Consider the following 18,477-nt stretch of genomic DNA (forward strand, 5'->3'; position numbering starts at 1 on the left):
CTTATATAAACAAGCCGACAATCATATCAATTACTTTAATTCCAATGAACGGTACAATCACTCCGCCAAGCCCATAAATAAGTAGGTTTCGGCCAAGTAGTGCATTCGAACTCATCGGTTTATATGCGATACCTTTCATCGCCAATGGAATGAGTAATGGAATAATAACTGCATTAAATATTAATGCTGATAAAATCGCTGACAGTGGTGATGTTAGTTTCATAATGTTTAATGCTTCCATTTGCGGAATCGCAAGTGTAAACATCGCTGGAATGATTGCAAAATATTTTGCAATATCGTTTGCAATACTAAACGTCGTTAAAGCACCGCGTGTCATTAACAATTGCTTACCGATTCCTACTACCTCAATAATCTTCGTTGGATTCGAATCTAAATCAATCATATTCGCTGCTTCTTTCGCAGCTGTTGTACCACTATTCATCGCTAATCCAACGTCAGCCTGCGCTAATGCCGGCGCATCATTTGTACCATCACCTGTCATCGCTACGAGTTTTCCTTTATCTTGCTCTGCTTTAATAACCGCAATTTTATCTTCTGGTTTGCACTCAGCAACAAATTCATCTACTCCAGCTTCTTTTGCAATTGTTGCTGCTGTTAATGGGTTATCCCCTGTACACATAACCGTTTTAATCCCCATTTGGCGTAATTGTTCAAAACGTTCACGCATACCAGGTTTTACTGTATCCTTTAAATAAATTAAACCGTAAATACGATTATCCACTGCAACTACAAGTGGTGTTCCGCCCTCTTTTGAAATGAAATCTGCTTTTTGATTTACATCTTTCGGAATCGTTCCACCTTGTGACTGAACCCATTCAATTACGCTACCTACAGCACCTTTTCTCACTTTCGTTCCGTCCTGTAAATCAACACCACTCATTCTCGTTTCTGCTTTAAACGGAACAAACTCACCTTGTTCTGCAATTTCTCGATTATATGATATCGATTTCGTTTTTACATATTCAATAACCGATCGACCTTCTGGTGTTTCATCTAAAACTGAGCCAATTGCAGCCCACTTTCCAACTTGCTCAATCGTTTCATTTCCTACAGGTAATAATGTATGAGCCATTCGGTTCCCGAAAGTAATCGTACCCGTTTTATCTAAAATAATTGTATTAATATCGCCCGCAGCTTCTACTGCTTTACCCGACATTGCTAACACATTAAACTTTGTCACGCGGTCCATCCCGGCAATACCAATCGCTGATAATAATCCACCAATTGTCGTTGGAATTAAACAAACTAACAACGCTACAAGTACAGCTGTATCAATTTGAAATCCTAAATAATTTGTAAAAATCGGCAGCGTCACAACAACGATTAAGAAAATAAGCGTTAAACTCGTTAATACTGTATTTAAAGCAATCTCATTCGGCGTTTTTTGACGCGCAGCCCCTTCTACTAACGAAATCATTTTATCAATAAATGATTCACCAGGATTACTCGTAATGACAATCGTAATCTCGTCACTTACAACCATCGTTCCACCTGTCACGGAACAAAAATCACCGCCCGCTTCTTTTATTACAGGAGCTGATTCCCCTGTAATCGCAGATTCATCAACAGATGCTAATCCTTTTATGACTTCCCCATCACTTGGAATCATTTCTCCTTGTTTTACAATAACAACGTCACCTTTTCTAAGATCGGTTGCTGAAACTTGAGCGATGTCTCCATTTTCTTTTACAACATTTGCAAACACATCTTTCTTCGACTGTTTTAAAGAATCGGCTTGCGCTTTCCCCCGCCCTTCCGCTAACGCTTCTGCAAAGTTAGCAAATAAAACTGTAAATAATAGAATGAGAGAAACTGTTATATTAAACCATCCTGGTACACTACTGGAACTACTTGGAAGAAACGATAAAATGAACGTAATGATAAATCCAATTTCCACAACAAACATAATTGGATTCTTTATCATGACTTTCGGACTCAATTTCGCAAAGGATTGTTTCATCGCATGTGTCACGATATCACGATCCATCGTTTTCGCTTGTCTAACCTCATCTTCTACAGCATGTATTTGTGATTCATTTACTCTTTTTTCTTTTACTACTACCGGTCTCATCATTTACCCTCCATTACTTCAATGTAAGAAATTCTGCAATTGGACCAAGTACTAACATCGGGAAGAATGTTAATGCACCGACAATTACAATTGTTCCGATGAAAATGCCGCCAAATAAACTATTATCCGTACGGAACGTTCCGACTGTTTCTGGTACAACCGTCTTTTCTTTCAATGAAGCTGCCACAGCTAGCATTGTAATTAAACTGAAATAGCGACCTAAAAACATAACTAAACCAGTTGTAATATTCCAAAACGGTGTATTATCCGCTAATCCTTCAAATCCAGATCCGTTATTCGCAGCTGACGATGTATATTCATATACCACTTGCGTCAAACCGTGGAAACCGGAATGAGAAATAGCATCCGTTCCTAAACTTGTTGAAAGTGCTAATGCTGAAAATCCTAAAATAAGCAGTGGATGAAATAGTATCGTTACCGCAATTAATTTCATTTCCTTACCTTCAATTTTCTTACCTAAAAATTCTGGTGTCCGTCCAACCATCAATCCAGATATAAAGACTGCGATAATCGCATACATAATAATGTTCACAAAACCTGCTCCAACGCCGCCATATACTGTATTTAACATCATATTTACAAGTGGAACTAATCCACCAATTGGTGTTAACGTATCATGCATCGTATTAACAGCCCCTGTTTCAGCAGCTGTCGTTACAGTCGCATAAAGGGAAGAAAATACTGTTCCGAACCTTACTTCTTTTCCTTCTGTACTTCCTTGTATATGTTCAATACCCATTCCATTTAATGCCGGATTCCCGTTTAGTTCAGATGTCGTAATCGTTATAAACCCTAGTAAAAACACCATGAATAGTGAAACGAAAAGAATACGTCCTTGTTTTTTATTTCCTACCATTCGTCCGTACGTGAATGGTAGTGCTGTTGGCAATAACATCATAAGCATCATTTGCAAAATATTACTCATTTGCCCTGGATTTTCAAAAGGGTGCGTAGAGTTTGCTCCGAAAAATCCACCGCCGTTATTTCCAAGTTCCTTAATGGAAACAAATGATGCAACTGGCCCGCGTAATATATTTTGCTTTGCCCCATCGATTGTTTGTGCTGTAACTGCACCGTCTAACGTTTGTGGTACACCAAGTGCGACAAAGACTAGCGCCGCAATAAATGCGATAGGAAGAAATACTCTCGTTAACGCTCTTGTAAAATCAACGAAAAAGTTACCGAGTTCTTTTCCAGCGAGCCCTCTTATAAATGCCATAACGAGTGCTAATGTCGTTGCCGGTGCTGCAAACATTAAAAATGTAATCCCAATTAATTGTGATAAATACGATAAACCATTTTCACCGCTATAATGCTGTAAATTTGTATCAGCCATAAAACTAATTGCTGTATTAAAAGCGAGTGTGGGCTCCATTCCTTCAATGTGTGCTGGATTTAATGGCAATACTCCTTGTAGTCTGAAAATGAAATATACGACAACAATCATAAATCCATTTAATAAAACTAATGATAGTGCGTACTGTTTCCACGTTTGATTGTATTCTTTTACACCCGTAATTTTAAAAATAAGTTTTTCAAAAGGCCCGAATACTTGATCTAGCTTTTTGCTACCTTGAAAGGCTTTCTCTAAATAAATTCCCGTTGGCTTTGCCACAAGAATAAACAATAGCATTGTAATAACAACTGCGACCCAGATCATAATGAATGACTCCCCCTAATTAAAACTTTTCCGGATTTAATAATGCATACACTAAGTACACCGTAATTACTGCAACAATAACCGATAAGGCAATCGTCATGATTGCTTCCCTTCTTTCACAACTTTATCTGACCAACTTGCAAGACTTGCCATCGATGCGACTAACACAACAAAAATTCCGATCATTACAACATCTAACATAGCTATCCCTCTCCCTACTGTAAAAATTTACCATCAGATTATCAAAAAAAGAACACTAAGCTCTACTTAGTGTTCGAAATGAACAACACAAAGTAAACCTCCTCTCTAAACGCTTACGAGGTTAGCTGTCGGATTCGGGCCTAAAGAGTAGCCCTACTTTCAAAACTGAAAGATTCACCCCAAGTGACGATGCACAAAATTGGTTCCCCCGCTCCATTTCTGGAACTCAGCGATTTTAGGTTTTTTTGGAAATTTTATGAATGATTTATGAGAGTAAATATACTCCTCTATATTTAACTTGTAAAGAGGAAAATTACTGAAAATAAGAAAATATCCATCTATTTAAACGCTTACATTGAGTGTTATTAATATTCTTTCACCTGTTTTCTCGTCTTTTCTTTCTTTTTCACAGAAATAACCTTTTAAATACGAAATAAAAAGAGCGAATGACATGAAGTGCATAGCTTGTTGCACCTCGCATTCGCTCTTTTTTCATACACTATTTATTCTCCTCGTAAAAAAGCACGTAAATTTCTCCCGCGAATATAAACTTGTGACAATTCTGCATGTAACTGCTCATATTCGATAACATCTGTTTTTAAATATAAAGCGTCTTTTGACGGCAATATGATATAGGGCCTTGGAAAAATAGGATCGAGCACCACCAATTCTTGAACTCGATCTACTGATACCGCCCAACGATTTGCTATATCTCCTAGTAACAACACCTTCATCTTCTTTTCCTCCGCCCTATTCAAAAAATAAAAAAGAAATATTATCACAATTCGTAAACACGACAAATGTAGCTCCAATTGTTTCATAGAGCCTTGCTGGATATCGTTTATTCCTTGTAACAACAGTAATAGGTGCTTGAAAAGAAAAGCGGATGTGTTCTGTGAAGAAGCTAACGATTTGAAGCTCATCCCCTAGTAAAATCACCTTCTTAACACACTCACAAATACTAGTAAAATCCTGCTCCTTGCTACAACTATACGTCCAATCAAATCCACAATCCCTAACTTCAGCCGCTATCTCTTCATTTGCTGTAAAAATAATTAACTCATGTTGAAATGCTACTAAATCTCTTAAACTATTTACCTTGCTTTCTTCTCCAACACAAATAAGTGTTAGTTCCATGTACCTCATCCTCCTTAGCATAAAAGAACTCAAATATAGATTGATATTCCCCTATACTAATCAGATCGATGAAGTGATGTATCCATCATGGCACCGCCCTCTCTCAAGACGCTTACGAAGTTAGCTGTCGGATTCGGACTTTGAGAGTAGCCCTACTTTCAAAATTGAAAGATTCACCCCAAGTGACACTGCACAAATTGGTTCCTCCGCTCCATATAATTGGACTCAGCGTATTACAAAAAATATATTCTGGCTGATATATTACTCCTGTATTTGGAAAAAGTAAACAGAAAAAAAAGCCAGTTATAAAACTGACTTTTCTACTATTCATGCTTGTGCTTTATTCAATTTGTATGCAAAGTGATTCGTCGGTCCATGACCACTTCCAATATTCAACGGTTCTTCAATTGCTATACTAATAAATTGTTTTGCCTCTTGAACTGCCTCTTCCATCGAGTAGCCTTTCGCAAGTCCAGCTGTAACTGCTGACGCAAATGTACAACCGCTTCCGTGCGTTTGCTTTGAAGGAATTCGATCACTTCTAAATTCAATAAACTCTTCTCCATCAAAGAGTAAATCAATTACTTCATTCCCTTGATATTCTGCATGTCCGCCCTTCATAAGTACATATTTTGCACCTAATTCATGCAATACTTTCGCAGCTTCCTTACTATCTTCAACATTATGAATCTCCATCCCAGTTAACACTTCTGCCTCAGGAACATTCGGTGTTATTACAGTTGCTACTGGTAATAAATATTCTTTTAATGCTTGAACTGCTTCTTGTTGTAATAATGATGCACCGCCCTTAGCAATCATAACAGGGTCTAGCACAATATTATTCCAGCCAAATTTATTAATATGTTCTGCAACGTTTTGAATAATTTCACTGCTAAATAACATTCCCAGTTTCACAGCATCTGGTGTTAAATCCGTACCAATTGAATTCAACTGTTCCGTAATACCTTCTAATGGAACAGGATATACCCCTTGAACGCCAAGCGTGTTTTGAGCAGTAATTGCCGTAATAGCCGTCATCCCATACACACCAAGCTCTTGGAATGTTTTTAAATCCGCTTGAATGCCAGCACCGCCTCCGCTATCAGATCCTGCAATTGTTAAAGCTTTATTCACTTTCATCCCACTCATCCTTTTCTAACCAAAATAGCGATGATAAATCGTCTTTGCTTCGCTTATATCTTTCGTTCCATGTACAAGTACACGACCATCTTTAAAAGCAACTAATCTCTTTTCTTCAACAGAAAATGATAGTAAATATGGATTTACATTTAAATCCGTAACGCGATCTTCCAGCAGCCCCTTATATTGTTCAAAATCCATCTCCCCTTTATGAGGTGGTCTAATTTGAACTGTATTTCTCCCGCATAAAACCGCTGTTTTCGATGTGTTTTCTTTATTTAAATACGGATATAATGCATTCTTTCCGCACGAAGGACAATTGTGTTTACGAAGCTTTTGCACATTCATACATGAATATTCATTCTTCCATACATCAAACGACACAAGTCCATCCCGAAGTGATTCGTAATCTTCCACTAACAATTTAAGAGCTTCCGTAACTTGATGAGAAACGACGAGAGATACAGCAGGAGATATAATGCCCGCTGTATCACATGTCGCTCCGCCAAGCGGAATCGATTGTAATAAACAAGATAAACATGGCGTTTTACTAGGAAGAATTGTATAAGAAAGGCCGTAACTCCCTACACATGCTCCGTAAATCCATGGAATAGAATGTTTTTGCGCTATATCATTCACAATGAAACGCGTTTCGAAATTATCAGTTGCATCAATCATTACATCTACGTTTGTAACAAGCTCTTCTAATTCCTCAGCTGTTACATCTTGAACGAGAGCTTCTATTCTTACTTCACGATTAATCTCTTCTAGACGTTTTTTTGCCGCTACAGCCTTCGGAAGATTATTTTCTACATCACTCTCTGCATACAATTGCTGCCTTTGTAAATTACTCCAATCGACATAATCCCGGTCAACAATCGTTACTGTGCCAACACCAGCTCTTACAAACATCTCCGCATTTGCACTACCTAATGCACCTGCACCGATAATGAGCACATGCTTTTCTCTTATCTTTCGTTGCCCTTCTTCTCCAATTGGAGAAAATAATTCTTGGCGAGAATATCGATTATTCAACTACGCTCATTCCTTCTAAAGGACTACTTGCTGTTGCACAACGTTTACGTGCAATACGACCTGCTTCAAAGCCAATGCGCCCTGCCTCGGTACCTAATTTCATTGCGTATGCCATCTTAATTGGATCTTTTGCTCCCGACACAGCAGTATTTAATAACACACCATCCGCTCCTAATTCCATCGCAAATGCCGCATCAGCTGGGCTACCGATACCCGCATCAACGATAACTGGTACTGTCGCTTGTTCGATAATGAAGCTTAAATTTAACGGATTTACAATACCTAGCCCTGAACCTATTGGTGACGCTCCTGGCATAATTGCATGCACACCCAGTTCTTGTAATTTACGTGCTAATACAACATCATCAGATGTATATGGAAGAACGATAAACCCTTCTTCTAGTAACATTTCAGATGCCTTTAATGTTTCTACTGGATCAGGTAATAACGTTTTATCATCACCAATAACTTCTACTTTAATCATGTCGCAAAGCCCCGAAGCTTTTGCTAATTTTGCAATACGAACCGCTTCTTCAGCATTTTTTGCTCCAGCTGTATTCGGTAATAACTTATATTTTTTTACATCAAGTTTCTCTAATAAATTAGGCTGCTTTGCATCAAATATATCCATACGACGTACTGCGAACGTTAAAACCTCCGCCTCAGATACATCAATTGCCTTTTGCTGCACATCAAAATCAGGGAATTTTCCTGTTCCTAATAAAAGTCTAGAATGAAATGAAAATGGTCCAATGTTTAACATAATCAACCGCCTCCTACGAAAGTTACAATCTCAATTTGGTCTCCATCAAAAACAGATGTATCTGTATGATCATCTTTTTGTAAAATATCTTTATTACGCTCAACTACAACAATTCTGTTATCTAACTCTAAATGTGTAAGTAGTTCAGCTACTGTTTTCACACTCGCTGGCACTTCAATTTGATTACCATTAATTTTTAAATTCAAACTTCCATCCCCTTTCTAAACTCTTTTAGAAAGCAATGAATCTAGCAAGTGATTCTCCTGCTTTCCTTCTATTAAATCCGCCATATATTGACCAGAAACAGGACTTAATAAAATGCCATTTCGATAATGGCCCGTGCAAGCATATAAACCTTTTATTTCTTCATGCTCTCCCATATAAGGAGCTTCATGATTCGATTGTGGTCTTAATCCTGCCCATGCACTTTCCCATTCGGCTTCTTTTAAAGCTGGCAATATTGTATACGCACGCTCTAATATAGAAGTAATACTTTCTGGTTGCACAGTTTTATTAAACGTATGCGGCTTCATCGTTGCTCCAATTACGTAACGTCCGCCGCGCTTTGGTGCAATGTAAAATCTTTCTTGGAAAATAGGCGCATTTAAAAGTGGTTTTCTACTTCTTACCGCTACTACTTCTCCTTTAACTGGATATGTACCCCATTCGCGGTGAAAATGTGCTAGTAGCTTCGTGCTCCATGAACCACCCGCAATCACAACCTTCTCGCACGCGATAATACCTTCGCTTGTAACGATCCCAGTCACTTTCTTATTTTCAATACGAATATCAAACACTTCTGTCTGTTCATATATATCAGCACCCGAAAATGATGCGGAATGTGCGAAGGCTTTCGTAAGCTCTGGTGCAATAACATGACCATCTTTTGGATAATATACAGCACCTATAATTGACTCAGATAGAAATGGCTCTTTCTCTCGTAAACGATCTCCTGTTAGAAAATAAGAGTCTTCACCTGTTTTCTGCTGCCAATCCATAATATGAAGAATTCTTTCCTTCTCATCTTCATTTTGGGCAATACGATAAATGCCTTTTTCTTCATACCCAATATCGATGCCTGTTTTTTCACGTAAAACTTCTGCAAGTTGTGGAAATATAGCCCGGCTTTCTCTAGCAAGTTCAAATAGTGGGTCATATGCATCCCATTCTGCCTGAACCCCAAGTAAACCAGCAGCTGCTTTCGAGGCTTCAGATGCAATCTGTTGCTTCTCTACAATCGCTACTTTATGCCCTCGTTCTGCTAGAAAATGTGCAACTGAACTACCAATTACACCTCCGCCAATTATCGCTACACCATACTTCTTACACATGTTTTTCCGCCCACTTTCTTATTGATTCCTTATAAGATTTCGCTTTGCTATACGGGTTACTACTACTTATAATCCCAGACATAACAGCAATACCACTGACACCGTTAGTAAGAACATCCCCTGTGTTTTCCGTGGTGATTCCTCCAATTGCTATAATTGGTATGGATAAACACTTTGCAATGTCTGAAATTTCTTCAAGCCCTCTCGCTGGCACACCTTTTTTACAATCTGTCGGAAATACATGACCATAGACGAGTGAATCCGCTCCATTCTTAAATGCATCGATTGCCTCTTCTAAAGAATGCACAGAATAACCTACATGCAAATAAGAAAACTTTTCTTTCACTGACCTTACATCTGCGCTTCGATATCCTAGCTGCACGCGCGGAATATTTAATAAAATAGCGATATCAATTCGATCATTTATCACTATTTTCGATGCTGGAAAGCCTTTCTTCAAAAGACTTTCCACACCTTCATACAATTCCTTCGTACTTTTCTCACGCTCACGAATATGCAAATAATCAATTTCACTCTCAATTTGCATTGCTACATTCACTAGCTCTTCGAATGACATGTGACCATTTGAGATTACATGAAGCTCATTTTTCATATTCATTCGCCTACTTTAAAATGTTTTCGAATAACTCATCGGCCGGAACGATTTCTTTCGTCATCCCTTTATCTTTCAGCCATTTATTTTGTTTCTCCCATGACTCTTTTGAATCCGATAAGAATGGCTCATCTTTTGTTTCCATCTTCTCTAATAAAATTTTCATACTTTCTTTTTCAACTTCTGGTACAAGCGGGAAGTTTTCTTTTTCTTGATGGTTTAATAAAATATTTAATGCTTCATCCGGATTTTTCTTCATGAAATCATAGCCTTTTTTCGTACCACGCAAGAAAGCTTGCAACGCTTCTTTATCTTTTTCCAACGTTTTATCACCTGTTACAAATACAAGCTCATGATAATTCGGTACACCATAATCTGCTGGATTAAAGTATGCTGGTTCATGACCTTCATGACGCATAACAGGTACTTCGTGATTAATGTATGCTCCTGTTACCGCATCCACTTTCTTTGTAATTAATGCCGGTACTAAATCAAAACCAACATCGACTACTTTCACTGTATCTGGATTACCACCAGCTTCTTTTACCATCGTTTTTAAATACATCTCACTTAAAGGTGTTCCAGAATATCCAACTGTTTTCCCCTCTAAATCTTTTGGCGATTGAATGCCTGCTGACTTCAGCGATACAACATGATTTAATGGTGAACGTACGACAGCTCCAATTGATTTCACTGGAATTTGTTCATTTGCTTTTGCCATGACAACATCTGGCTGATAATATAAGCCAACCGTTACTTTTCCTGCAGCTGCTAAAGTTAATGGGTCAGTCGGATTGGAAGGGAATTTAATATTCACCTTTACTCCTTCTTCTTTAAAGTAACCTTTTTCAATCGCTGCATAAATAAAGCTATGTACCGCATTTGGGTACCAATCAAGCATGACCGTTATTTCTTTTTCTTTTTTACTCTTATCTGATGCTGAATTACTAGAACATCCAGCAATCATTGCAACTAATAATGTAAACACAAAGATGCGTTTTAAAAATTTCATGAATGCTTCCTCCAACTAATGAATTTCTTTTCTAATACCGAAATAAGTATGACGAAGAAAATAGCTAATAATGATAACAATATAATAGGGGCAAATACACCTGCTCCGTCTAACTGCGTCATCATTCTCTTACTGAAATATCCTAGCCCCGCTTGTGCACCGAGCCATTCACCAATTGCCGCCCCAATTACACTAAGCGGAACTGCTATTTTTAAAGCTGAGAAAAAATAAGGAAGAGCAGACGGCAATTTTAATTTAAGAAAAACATCCTTTTTCGTTGCCCCATACGTAACTAAAAGCTCCTCCCATTCTTTTTTCGTACTGCGCAGTCCATCATACGTATTGACCGCAATTGGGAAAAACGTAATTAAAACCGTAACAACAACCTTACTCCAGATGGTATATCCAAACCATAAAACGAAAAGCGGAGCAAGCGCAGTAATAGGAATCGTTTGTGAGGCAACTAATAATGGATAAAATGCTCTCTCCATCCAATTACTCGCATTCATTAACATCGCTAGCCCTACCCCAAGTAGGATAGAAATAGCCACCCCTATTAAAACGACATATAATGTTGCCGGCAAATGAACCGTAAATAATATATCTTTTAGTTTCCATATTTTCATTACAATTGCAGATGGTGACGGTAAAATGTACATCTCATCTACAATTCTTGCGCCTATTTCCCACATGACAAGTAAAATACTAGAAAGTGTAAGGGCAGGTAAAAGTTCCTTCAACCGGTTCATCATACGAGTACCTGCCTTTGTAACATACTAAGAAGCTCATCTTTAAGCGCTAACACTTCAGGCTTATATAAATCTTTTCTTGTCCGGTTACGATCAAGCGGTACAATCTTCTCAGTTAAAGTAGTTATCGGTTGATTTTCTACAACGAAGATTCGATTAGAAAGAAATAATGCTTCTTCCACATCATGAGTGATAAATAAAATTGTTTTTTCCCACTCTTTCCATTGTTCAAACAGCCATTCTTGCAAAGATGCCTTCGTTAAAGCATCCAACGCGCTAAACGGTTCATCTAACAGCAATATCTCCCCGCCTGTTAATAAAGTTCTAATAAAAGATACGCGTTGTCTCATACCGCCAGATAAATCTTTCGGATATTTTGTCTCATACCCTTGTAAGCCAAATTTATGTAACAGTTCCTTTGCCTTTATTTGTGCTTCTTTCTTCTGTACACCTTGGCACTCTAGCGGCAGAGCTGCATTCTCAATAATCGTTCTCCATGGCAGGAGCATATCTTTTTGGGGCATATACCCTACAGGATGGCTCTTTGTTTCTGTCAGCTCTATCTGTCCCGTACTTGCTTCTTCTAAACCTGTAATAAGGCGAAATAAAGTACTTTTCCCGCATCCACTCGGTCCGATAATACTTACAAACTCTTTATCTTGTATAGAAGCATTTAATTCATTGATGATTGGCTTCTCATCATAATGAAAAGAAACATTATGAAACTGTAGTATGTTCTTGCTCCTCAAATCCCCACATCTCCTTACGATAGGACATATCCCAGAATAAATATTCAAATCGACTGGAATATAGGAAAATCTCCTCTAATCGATCTAGCTCTTTTCCAGACTTTCCAACTGCCATTTCATTTAATAAATCTATTAACCAAATACAAAGGTTACCGTATTCTTCAGAACTATATCCTTGAATCCACTCACCAAAGAACTCATGATCTCTTGCTCCAGGAATATCATTTAAACGCTTTCCAATTTCCCAGTAGCTCCACATACACGGAAGAAGTGCTGCTATTAATTCCGCAAGTGTGCCATTTTGAGATACAGACATCATGTAATTTGTATAAGCTAAATTTTTAGCAGATGGTTTGGCAGACTCTATCTCCTCTATAGAAATTCCAAGTCTTTTTGCATACTGTTTATGGATCGTCATTTCTCCATTTAATATTCCATCAATTTGTTCAGCAAATTTCCCCATTACTTGTGGATTCGTTGCCTTTACAACACCAATCGCATATAGCTTTGCATAATCTAACAAATATAAATAATCTTGGATAATATAATACTGAAACTTATCTTTTTCTAACGTGCCATCTCCCATACCTACTACAAACGGATGATTATGACTCATCTCCCAAACTGGTTGTACAGTTTCTAATAATCTATCGCAAAATTTCATTTCTCTATCCCCTTTCAATTCATATATCTAAATAAAAAACCACTTCTAAATAAGAAGTGGTTACAGCAAATAAAATTATAATTTATTCGTTGCTCCACTTCCCTTCGCTAGTATTACCTAGATCAGGTCTGTAAGGGTTAAGGATTATTCCTCTCTCAGCACAACAAGCACCCCTAGTGGTTTCAATATGAAATTTTTAAATAAAAAAGCCCCGTTTCTATACGCAAAGAAACGGGACTCATTATTAGTGTCCGAATTGCTTCCCTACGCTAGCATAATCTAGATCAGGTAATGAAAAGGATCAAAGGCTTACGGCCTACTCTCAGCTGGCAACACCAGCTCTCCTAGCAAACTATGAAATTATCACTGTCAGTATAACACCGTAATAAGACATCATCAACTGTTTTAATTTTCTCAATTGTCAACAAAATAACAAAACTATTTAATACTTATATTCTATCTTAGAAATTAATATCCTAATTAATTGGATAATAAGGAATCATTATCCTCAAAAAATTTATTTTTTTATTGATTTCATATTACATTTATGTGAATACACCCACTATATTATATCTTTATACTATAATAAAATTACAACTATACAACTAGAGGAGGTCTCTATTATATGAATATGAAAGCTACTGCTTTAACAGCAACTACTGTCGCAATTGCCTCTTTACTTCCTTCTATGGGAGAAACAACTGTACAAACAGCCAACGCTGAACAATTATCTAACGTGAAAACTGGATATGTCAAAGTCGATCAAGTAGCCTTACATACACAAGATAACGCAAATAGCTCATCAATTGATACAATTCGCTTTAATACGAAAGTGAATATACTTGAAACAACTAATGACTGGTATAAAGTATCTGTTAATAATAAAGCAGGTTACGTACAAAAAGATGCTATTCTACTAAAAAACAAACTTCAATCTAATAATCAATACATCGTTAATGCCAATGCATTAAACGTTCGTTCTGAACCTAATTTAGAATCTTCAATTTTAGATGTATTACCAAATGGGAAATTCGTTACCATTCAAGAAGAAAAAGGTGAGTGGTATAAAATTTTACATAATGGCAAAACAGGTTACGTACAAAAGGCATTCGTGTCTAATGGTTCACAGCCTTTAGTAAAAGGCATCACAGTTCAAAATAATACGAAATACACAGTTGCAACACCTAAACTTAATGTACGTAGCAATGCTAGTACAAGTAGTGCACTACTTGGTTCATTACAAAATGGTACACAAATACAAGTAGTGGAAACTGTCGGAACTTGGTATAAAATTCGTTTTGGCACAGGATACGGATATGTAGCAAAGCATTATGTGGTGCAAAATCAAACGCAATCACAAACTCAAACAGCTCAACCTACTTCCATTCCAGCAGTTTTCAAATTCCCTACTCAAGGAAGAATTAGCTCAACCTTTGATATGCGCTGGGAACAAATGCATTATGGGATAGATATTGCAGCTCAGGGTAATGTCTCTATCCAAGCTGCGGCTGCAGGTAAAGTTGTGAAATCATATTATTCAGCTAGCTATGGCAATGTTGTGTTCATCGCTCATCAACTAAACGGGAAACTATATACAACAGTCTATGCTCATATGAAAGATCGCACTGTACAAGCTGGCGATCAAGTACAAGCTGGACAATTAGTAGGTCATATGGGAAACACAGGTCATTCATACGGGCAACATCTTCATTTTGAATTACACAATGGAGAATGGAATTTTGAAAAAACAAATGCAGTAAACCCACTGCCATATTTAGTTAGGTAAATTGTATGCCACGCAATATCAATATACCTCTCTTAATTGAATACTTAGCCTTTTTAGGTTTAATCTGTTGTTTAATCATTTACAATACAAATACTGTATTTTTATCTATTATCATTGCTTTTGTCGCTTTAGAAATTATGATGGAATCCTTTCAAGTTCAACTAAAACAAAAAATTGCACATATTTATAATGCCATCTTTCTATTAAGTGCCCTAATAACAAATATTATTAGTAATGGTTTTTATTTATCTACCGTATTTCCTGTGTTCTTTATGGCTGTTTTACTATTCATAGCTAGATACATTCATGTCCCTAATAACAAAAAACACGAACAAGAAGCTTAGAAAGAGGAGACACTGTGTACCAATCTTTCAAAGATAATCCACTAAAATATATATTGAATTTATATAAAAAAATAAATACTTTTTTTGGTATACAAGGAAGCAATACGGCACAATTTCTCCTTTATGGAATGTTATTTCTCGTCTTAATTGCGTTCTTCTTGCTTTATTAATAAAAAAAGGATCTCACATAAAATTGAGATCCTTTTTAATTTATATAAATTTTTTATATAAAAAATGCTCTTTATCCGCAAGCATATTTTTCATAAATAAAGCTAAGATTATATTTTTTCTCCAAGCTCATCCTTTGTTCATCATCACACCAATAGAACAGAATGTCATGAATCGTTGCGTAACGCTTATTTTTAAGAAATAGTTTAAAGAATGATGGCAGACAATCATGTAATTGTATAAATATATAATTGCGTAATATTTCTTCTTTATATTCAATGCCCTTACAAATATACAGTAATTCTTCACAATAATATGCATGCTGTGGAACTTGAATCATTTCGAAAAATGGCACATATGATAATAACTTTCCGATAAAATGATCATATCGATCCATTATTCCTATCGTCATATGCTCCATCATATCTTTCATTACATATAAATAATCATCTACATGAGTAGTCTTTAATGGGTCTAATCGATCTGAAATTTGAGAAAGTACAGCTCTTTGACAAGCTAATACCGCTTGACTAGGTCCATAATATGATAGGAAGTCTGTACACTTACGATATTTCCGTAATAAGTCATGTGTATATAAATCATACACAAAAGTATTACAATACATCGCTAGACTCATCATATCACTATTTAATTGTTCCTTTGATAGGAACTTAGCTCTCTTACACATATAAAAGAATGTAAATTCCAATACTTCTTTATGGGATAATAGATGTTTACACTCCTTTATACATTTCTCATTAAATTTAACTCTATCCCAAATTTCTACATCCCCATCAGTCAATTCACCAATACGATATTTAATAATTAAATAGTTTAAAGCAACCGCTTGCGTCAAAAGATCCCACGTTTCATATTCCAATGAAGTGTGAACAAACTCAGCTAGTCCTTGATTTACCATAAAAGTATTTGCTTCTTCATACCAACCAATCTCTTGGCATAAGCGAAGAATACGTACTAAAGTTGGAATTTCATCTTTATGAAACTGTGGTAAATTCTTTGCTTTATTCATTCCATATACGATAAATGCCGCTAAATTTTCTTCTTTATAAAATTCTTTTTCTTTCCACACTAATATAGTTCGTTCTTTCCCTTCACCTTTTGGATGACAAGGTACAAGCAAAGAAAATAATTCAGCGAAATTATTTGGTTCTATATATGTATCTGTAACCAAATTCCAATTTGGATCGCGCTGTACAGCTTTCATATAATTCCCCTTCCCTTTTGTCTACATAGGAAATATTAATCCATTATTACATCATTAATAGTAAATATTGTTATATTCGAAATCTTTCATAATACTTATATCTATCAGTATATCATTTTTTCTCTTATTTAAAATTAGGAATGACAAATTTAAATAAACTGTCGAAATTATTAACCGTATACTTATTATATAATGGCTCAGATACATCATGCTAACATATTAGTTTAATCCATATATACTAGAATAATGCATCTGATTTTTATACGTAACTTATCCCACTAATTAAAGTCTCTCTTCATTCCGTATGCTCCGAGATTTCACTTAAAGCGAATCCCGCTTGATCATCTGCCGATTCTCTTGTAGCTAAATCACCTAATGCTAGCATCCCAACAAGTTGACCACTTTCAACTACTGGTAATCGTCTAATTTGATACTGTGCCATTAACTCTGTAGCTTTTTCAATAGAATCATCTGGAGCAACTGAAACAATATTTGTTGTCATTACATTTGTAATTTTATTAGATCCAGGATGTTTCTCAGCAATGCCTCTAACAACTAAATCGCGATCCGTAACAAGCCCAACAACTTGCTCATTTTCAACAACCGGAATCAATCCAATCGATTCTTCTTTCATCTTTACAGCAGCCTCGTATACATTGTCTAGCGGTGTACAATGTACAATATGAGTACTCATAAGGTCTCTCACTCGTGTCATTTTTGTCTCCTCCTTTTTATACATACCATAGTTTTTCCTAAATCCCTTTATTTATTTCAGGAAAATCAGTAGATAAAAGAGGATTAGCGCACAATAAAAAAGAGTCAGCAATGTGCTGACTCTTTTTTTATGACCCGTACGGGATTCGAACCCGTGTTACCGCCGTGAAAGGGCGGTGTCTTAACCACTTGACCAACGGGCCATGGCTCCGCAGGTAGGACTCGAACCTACGACCGATCGGTTAACAGCCGATAGCTCTACCACTGAGCTACTGCGGAATAATATATGGTGGGCCTAAATGGACTCGAACCATCGACCTCACGCTTATCAGGCGTGCGCTCTAACCAGCTGAGCTATAGGCCCATATACTTTACAGGGGCAGTAGGAATCGAACCCACACTGGAGGTTTTGGAGACCTCAGTTCTACCTTTAAACTATGCCCCTAAAGGATGCCGACTAGAGGACTTGAACCCCCAACCTACTGATTACAAGTCAGTTGCTCTACCAATTGAGCTAAGTCGGCATAAAAAAATGGTGGCTCGGGACGGAATCGAACCGCCGACACGAGGATTTTCAGTCCTCTGCTCTACCGACTGAGCTACCGAGCCAACATAAATGGCGGTCCCGACCGGGGTCGAACCGGCGATCTCCTGCGTGACAGGCAGGCATGTTAACCACTACACCACGGGACCATTTGGTTGCGGGGACAGGATTTGAACCTGCGACCTTCGGGTTATGAGCCCGACGAGCTACCGTGCTGCTCCACCCCGCGACAATATAATATTTTTAAAAAATGGAGGAGGTAGAGGGATTCGAACCCCCGCGCGACTCTCGCCGCCTGTCGGTTTTCAAGACCGATCCCTTCAGCCGAACTTGGGTATACCTCCATGAAGGAAAAAAGAAATATTTTATTATTTATGTCTAAACCATTTAAAAATAAAATGGAGGAGGTAGAGGGATTCGAACCCCCGCGCGATTCTCACCGCCTGTCGGTTTTCAAGACCGATCCCTTCAGCCGAACTTGGGTATACCTCCGAGACATATAATAAATAAAGTGGAGCCTAGCGGGATC

The 18,477-nt window shown here is 37.2% G+C and carries 20 protein-coding genes, 10 tRNA genes and 4 riboswitches; of the genes, 2 read left to right on the forward strand and 28 right to left on the reverse strand.

Annotated elements, in window-relative coordinates; genetic code table 11:
- Position 1: 1 nt before the first annotated feature.
- From kdpB to tenA, 16 genes are all read right to left on the reverse strand, one after another.
- Positions 2–2,092, reverse strand: coding sequence for a potassium-transporting ATPase subunit KdpB (gene kdpB, locus DN390_RS06160; RefSeq protein WP_147806832.1), 2,091 nt, complete (start codon positions 2,090–2,092; stop codon positions 2–4).
- A gap of 13 nt (positions 2,093–2,105) precedes the next feature.
- Positions 2,106–3,773 (reverse strand): potassium-transporting ATPase subunit KdpA, encoded by a 1,668-nt coding sequence (gene kdpA, locus DN390_RS06165; protein WP_147806833.1) that lies wholly within the window; start codon positions 3,771–3,773, stop codon positions 2,106–2,108.
- Between the two features lie 19 nt (positions 3,774–3,792).
- Positions 3,793–3,873, reverse strand: a complete 81-nt coding sequence (kdpF, locus tag DN390_RS06170; protein ID WP_060629607.1) for a K(+)-transporting ATPase subunit F — start codon at positions 3,871–3,873, stop codon at positions 3,793–3,795.
- Positions 3,870–3,974 carry a SipW-dependent-type signal peptide-containing protein gene (locus DN390_RS06175; RefSeq protein ID WP_000887889.1) on the reverse strand — a complete coding sequence of 35 codons (105 nt, stop codon included), beginning with the start codon at positions 3,972–3,974 and terminating at the stop codon, positions 3,870–3,872. The genes kdpF and DN390_RS06175 overlap by 4 nt, the downstream gene beginning before the upstream one ends.
- Positions 3,975–4,070: 96 nt before the next feature.
- Positions 4,071–4,216: riboswitch (cyclic di-AMP (ydaO/yuaA leader) on the reverse strand.
- A 261-nt stretch (positions 4,217–4,477) separates the two neighbouring features.
- Positions 4,478–4,708 (reverse strand): hypothetical protein, encoded by a 231-nt coding sequence (locus DN390_RS06180; RefSeq protein WP_048526269.1) that lies wholly within the window; start codon positions 4,706–4,708, stop codon positions 4,478–4,480.
- Between the two features lie 16 nt (positions 4,709–4,724).
- The gene (locus tag DN390_RS06185) at positions 4,725–5,111 is read right to left on the reverse strand and encodes a hypothetical protein (protein ID WP_147806834.1); all 387 of its coding nucleotides are present in this window, start codon (positions 5,109–5,111) and stop codon (positions 4,725–4,727) included.
- A gap of 93 nt (positions 5,112–5,204) precedes the next feature.
- A riboswitch (cyclic di-AMP (ydaO/yuaA leader) is annotated at positions 5,205–5,352 on the reverse strand.
- Positions 5,353–5,438: 86 nt separating this feature from the next.
- Positions 5,439–6,260 carry a bifunctional hydroxymethylpyrimidine kinase/phosphomethylpyrimidine kinase gene (gene thiD, locus DN390_RS06190; protein WP_147806835.1) on the reverse strand — a complete coding sequence of 274 codons (822 nt, stop codon included), beginning with the start codon at positions 6,258–6,260 and terminating at the stop codon, positions 5,439–5,441.
- 6 nt (positions 6,261–6,266) lie between these two features.
- Positions 6,267–7,286 (reverse strand): thiazole biosynthesis adenylyltransferase ThiF, encoded by a 1,020-nt coding sequence (gene thiF / locus DN390_RS06195; protein ID WP_147806836.1) that lies wholly within the window; start codon positions 7,284–7,286, stop codon positions 6,267–6,269.
- On the reverse strand, positions 7,279–8,049 hold the full coding sequence (thiG, locus tag DN390_RS06200; RefSeq protein ID WP_147806837.1) for a thiazole synthase: 771 nt from the start codon (positions 8,047–8,049) through the stop codon (positions 7,279–7,281). The genes thiF and thiG overlap by 8 nt, the downstream gene beginning before the upstream one ends.
- Positions 8,050–8,051: 2 nt before the next feature.
- Positions 8,052–8,255, reverse strand: a complete 204-nt coding sequence (thiS, locus tag DN390_RS06205) for a sulfur carrier protein ThiS (protein WP_001049502.1) — start codon at positions 8,253–8,255, stop codon at positions 8,052–8,054.
- Between the two features lie 15 nt (positions 8,256–8,270).
- Positions 8,271–9,380 carry a glycine oxidase ThiO gene (gene thiO / locus DN390_RS06210; RefSeq protein WP_147806838.1) on the reverse strand — a complete coding sequence of 370 codons (1,110 nt, stop codon included), beginning with the start codon at positions 9,378–9,380 and terminating at the stop codon, positions 8,271–8,273.
- Positions 9,373–9,993 (reverse strand): thiazole tautomerase TenI, encoded by a 621-nt coding sequence (gene tenI, locus DN390_RS06215; protein ID WP_147806839.1) that lies wholly within the window; start codon positions 9,991–9,993, stop codon positions 9,373–9,375. The genes thiO and tenI overlap by 8 nt, the downstream gene beginning before the upstream one ends.
- Before the next feature lie 10 nt (positions 9,994–10,003).
- Positions 10,004–11,005, reverse strand: a complete 1,002-nt coding sequence (locus DN390_RS06220; RefSeq protein ID WP_097950117.1) for an ABC transporter substrate-binding protein — start codon at positions 11,003–11,005, stop codon at positions 10,004–10,006.
- A complete protein-coding gene (locus DN390_RS06225; protein WP_147806843.1) occupies positions 11,002–11,754 on the reverse strand; it encodes an ABC transporter permease in 753 nt (250 codons plus the stop codon). Before DN390_RS06225 ends, DN390_RS06220 begins: the two co-directional genes overlap by 4 nt.
- Complete coding sequence (locus DN390_RS06230) at positions 11,754–12,503, reverse strand: ABC transporter ATP-binding protein (RefSeq protein WP_097950118.1); 750 nt, start codon at positions 12,501–12,503, stop codon at positions 11,754–11,756. Before DN390_RS06230 ends, DN390_RS06225 begins: the two co-directional genes overlap by 1 nt.
- Positions 12,472–13,167, reverse strand: coding sequence for a thiaminase II (gene tenA, locus DN390_RS06235; RefSeq protein WP_147806840.1), 696 nt, complete (start codon positions 13,165–13,167; stop codon positions 12,472–12,474). Before tenA ends, DN390_RS06230 begins: the two co-directional genes overlap by 32 nt.
- Positions 13,168–13,249: 82 nt before the next feature.
- A riboswitch (TPP riboswitch) is annotated at positions 13,250–13,352 on the reverse strand.
- A 59-nt stretch (positions 13,353–13,411) separates the two neighbouring features.
- Positions 13,412–13,523: riboswitch (TPP riboswitch) on the reverse strand.
- A gap of 269 nt (positions 13,524–13,792) precedes the next feature.
- Here tenA and DN390_RS06240 point away from each other — a divergent pair.
- Both DN390_RS06240 and DN390_RS06245 read left to right on the forward strand, forming a co-directional pair.
- On the forward strand, positions 13,793–14,953 hold the full coding sequence (locus DN390_RS06240) for an SH3 domain-containing protein (protein WP_147806841.1): 1,161 nt from the start codon (positions 13,793–13,795) through the stop codon (positions 14,951–14,953).
- A gap of 5 nt (positions 14,954–14,958) precedes the next feature.
- Entirely contained in the window at positions 14,959–15,297 is a 339-nt protein-coding gene (locus DN390_RS06245; protein ID WP_060629597.1) for a hypothetical protein, read from the forward strand.
- A gap of 241 nt (positions 15,298–15,538) precedes the next feature.
- Here DN390_RS06245 and DN390_RS06250 read toward each other — a convergent pair whose 3' ends face one another.
- The 12 genes from DN390_RS06250 to DN390_RS06305 all read right to left on the reverse strand — a co-directional run bounded on the left by DN390_RS06250 (position 15,539) and on the right by DN390_RS06305 (position 18,440).
- Positions 15,539–16,690 carry a DUF3965 domain-containing protein gene (locus DN390_RS06250; protein WP_060629595.1) on the reverse strand — a complete coding sequence of 384 codons (1,152 nt, stop codon included), beginning with the start codon at positions 16,688–16,690 and terminating at the stop codon, positions 15,539–15,541.
- 295 nt (positions 16,691–16,985) lie between these two features.
- The gene (locus DN390_RS06255) at positions 16,986–17,405 is read right to left on the reverse strand and encodes a CBS domain-containing protein (RefSeq protein WP_097950122.1); all 420 of its coding nucleotides are present in this window, start codon (positions 17,403–17,405) and stop codon (positions 16,986–16,988) included.
- A gap of 130 nt (positions 17,406–17,535) precedes the next feature.
- Positions 17,536–17,607: transfer RNA gene (locus DN390_RS06260), tRNA-Glu, on the reverse strand.
- Between the two features lies 1 nt (position 17,608).
- Positions 17,609–17,683 (reverse strand) — tRNA-Asn (locus DN390_RS06265).
- An 8-nt stretch (positions 17,684–17,691) separates the two neighbouring features.
- Positions 17,692–17,768: transfer RNA gene (locus DN390_RS06270), tRNA-Ile, on the reverse strand.
- A 10-nt stretch (positions 17,769–17,778) separates the two neighbouring features.
- A tRNA-Trp gene (locus DN390_RS06275) sits at positions 17,779–17,849 on the reverse strand.
- 6 nt (positions 17,850–17,855) lie between these two features.
- Positions 17,856–17,928, reverse strand: a tRNA-Thr gene (locus DN390_RS06280).
- A 9-nt stretch (positions 17,929–17,937) separates the two neighbouring features.
- Positions 17,938–18,013: transfer RNA gene (locus DN390_RS06285), tRNA-Phe, on the reverse strand.
- A gap of 8 nt (positions 18,014–18,021) precedes the next feature.
- A tRNA-Asp gene (locus DN390_RS06290) sits at positions 18,022–18,097 on the reverse strand.
- Between the two features lie 3 nt (positions 18,098–18,100).
- A tRNA-Met gene (locus DN390_RS06295) sits at positions 18,101–18,177 on the reverse strand.
- Between the two features lie 22 nt (positions 18,178–18,199).
- Positions 18,200–18,292 (reverse strand) — tRNA-Ser (locus tag DN390_RS06300).
- A gap of 55 nt (positions 18,293–18,347) precedes the next feature.
- Positions 18,348–18,440 (reverse strand) — tRNA-Ser (locus tag DN390_RS06305).
- Positions 18,441–18,477: the final 37 nt, after the last annotated feature.

The sequence above is a fragment of the Bacillus sp. SH7-1 genome, from assembly GCF_008042405.1.
In the GTDB taxonomy this organism is placed as follows: Bacteria; Bacillota; Bacilli; order Bacillales; family Bacillaceae_G; genus Bacillus_A; species Bacillus_A thuringiensis_N.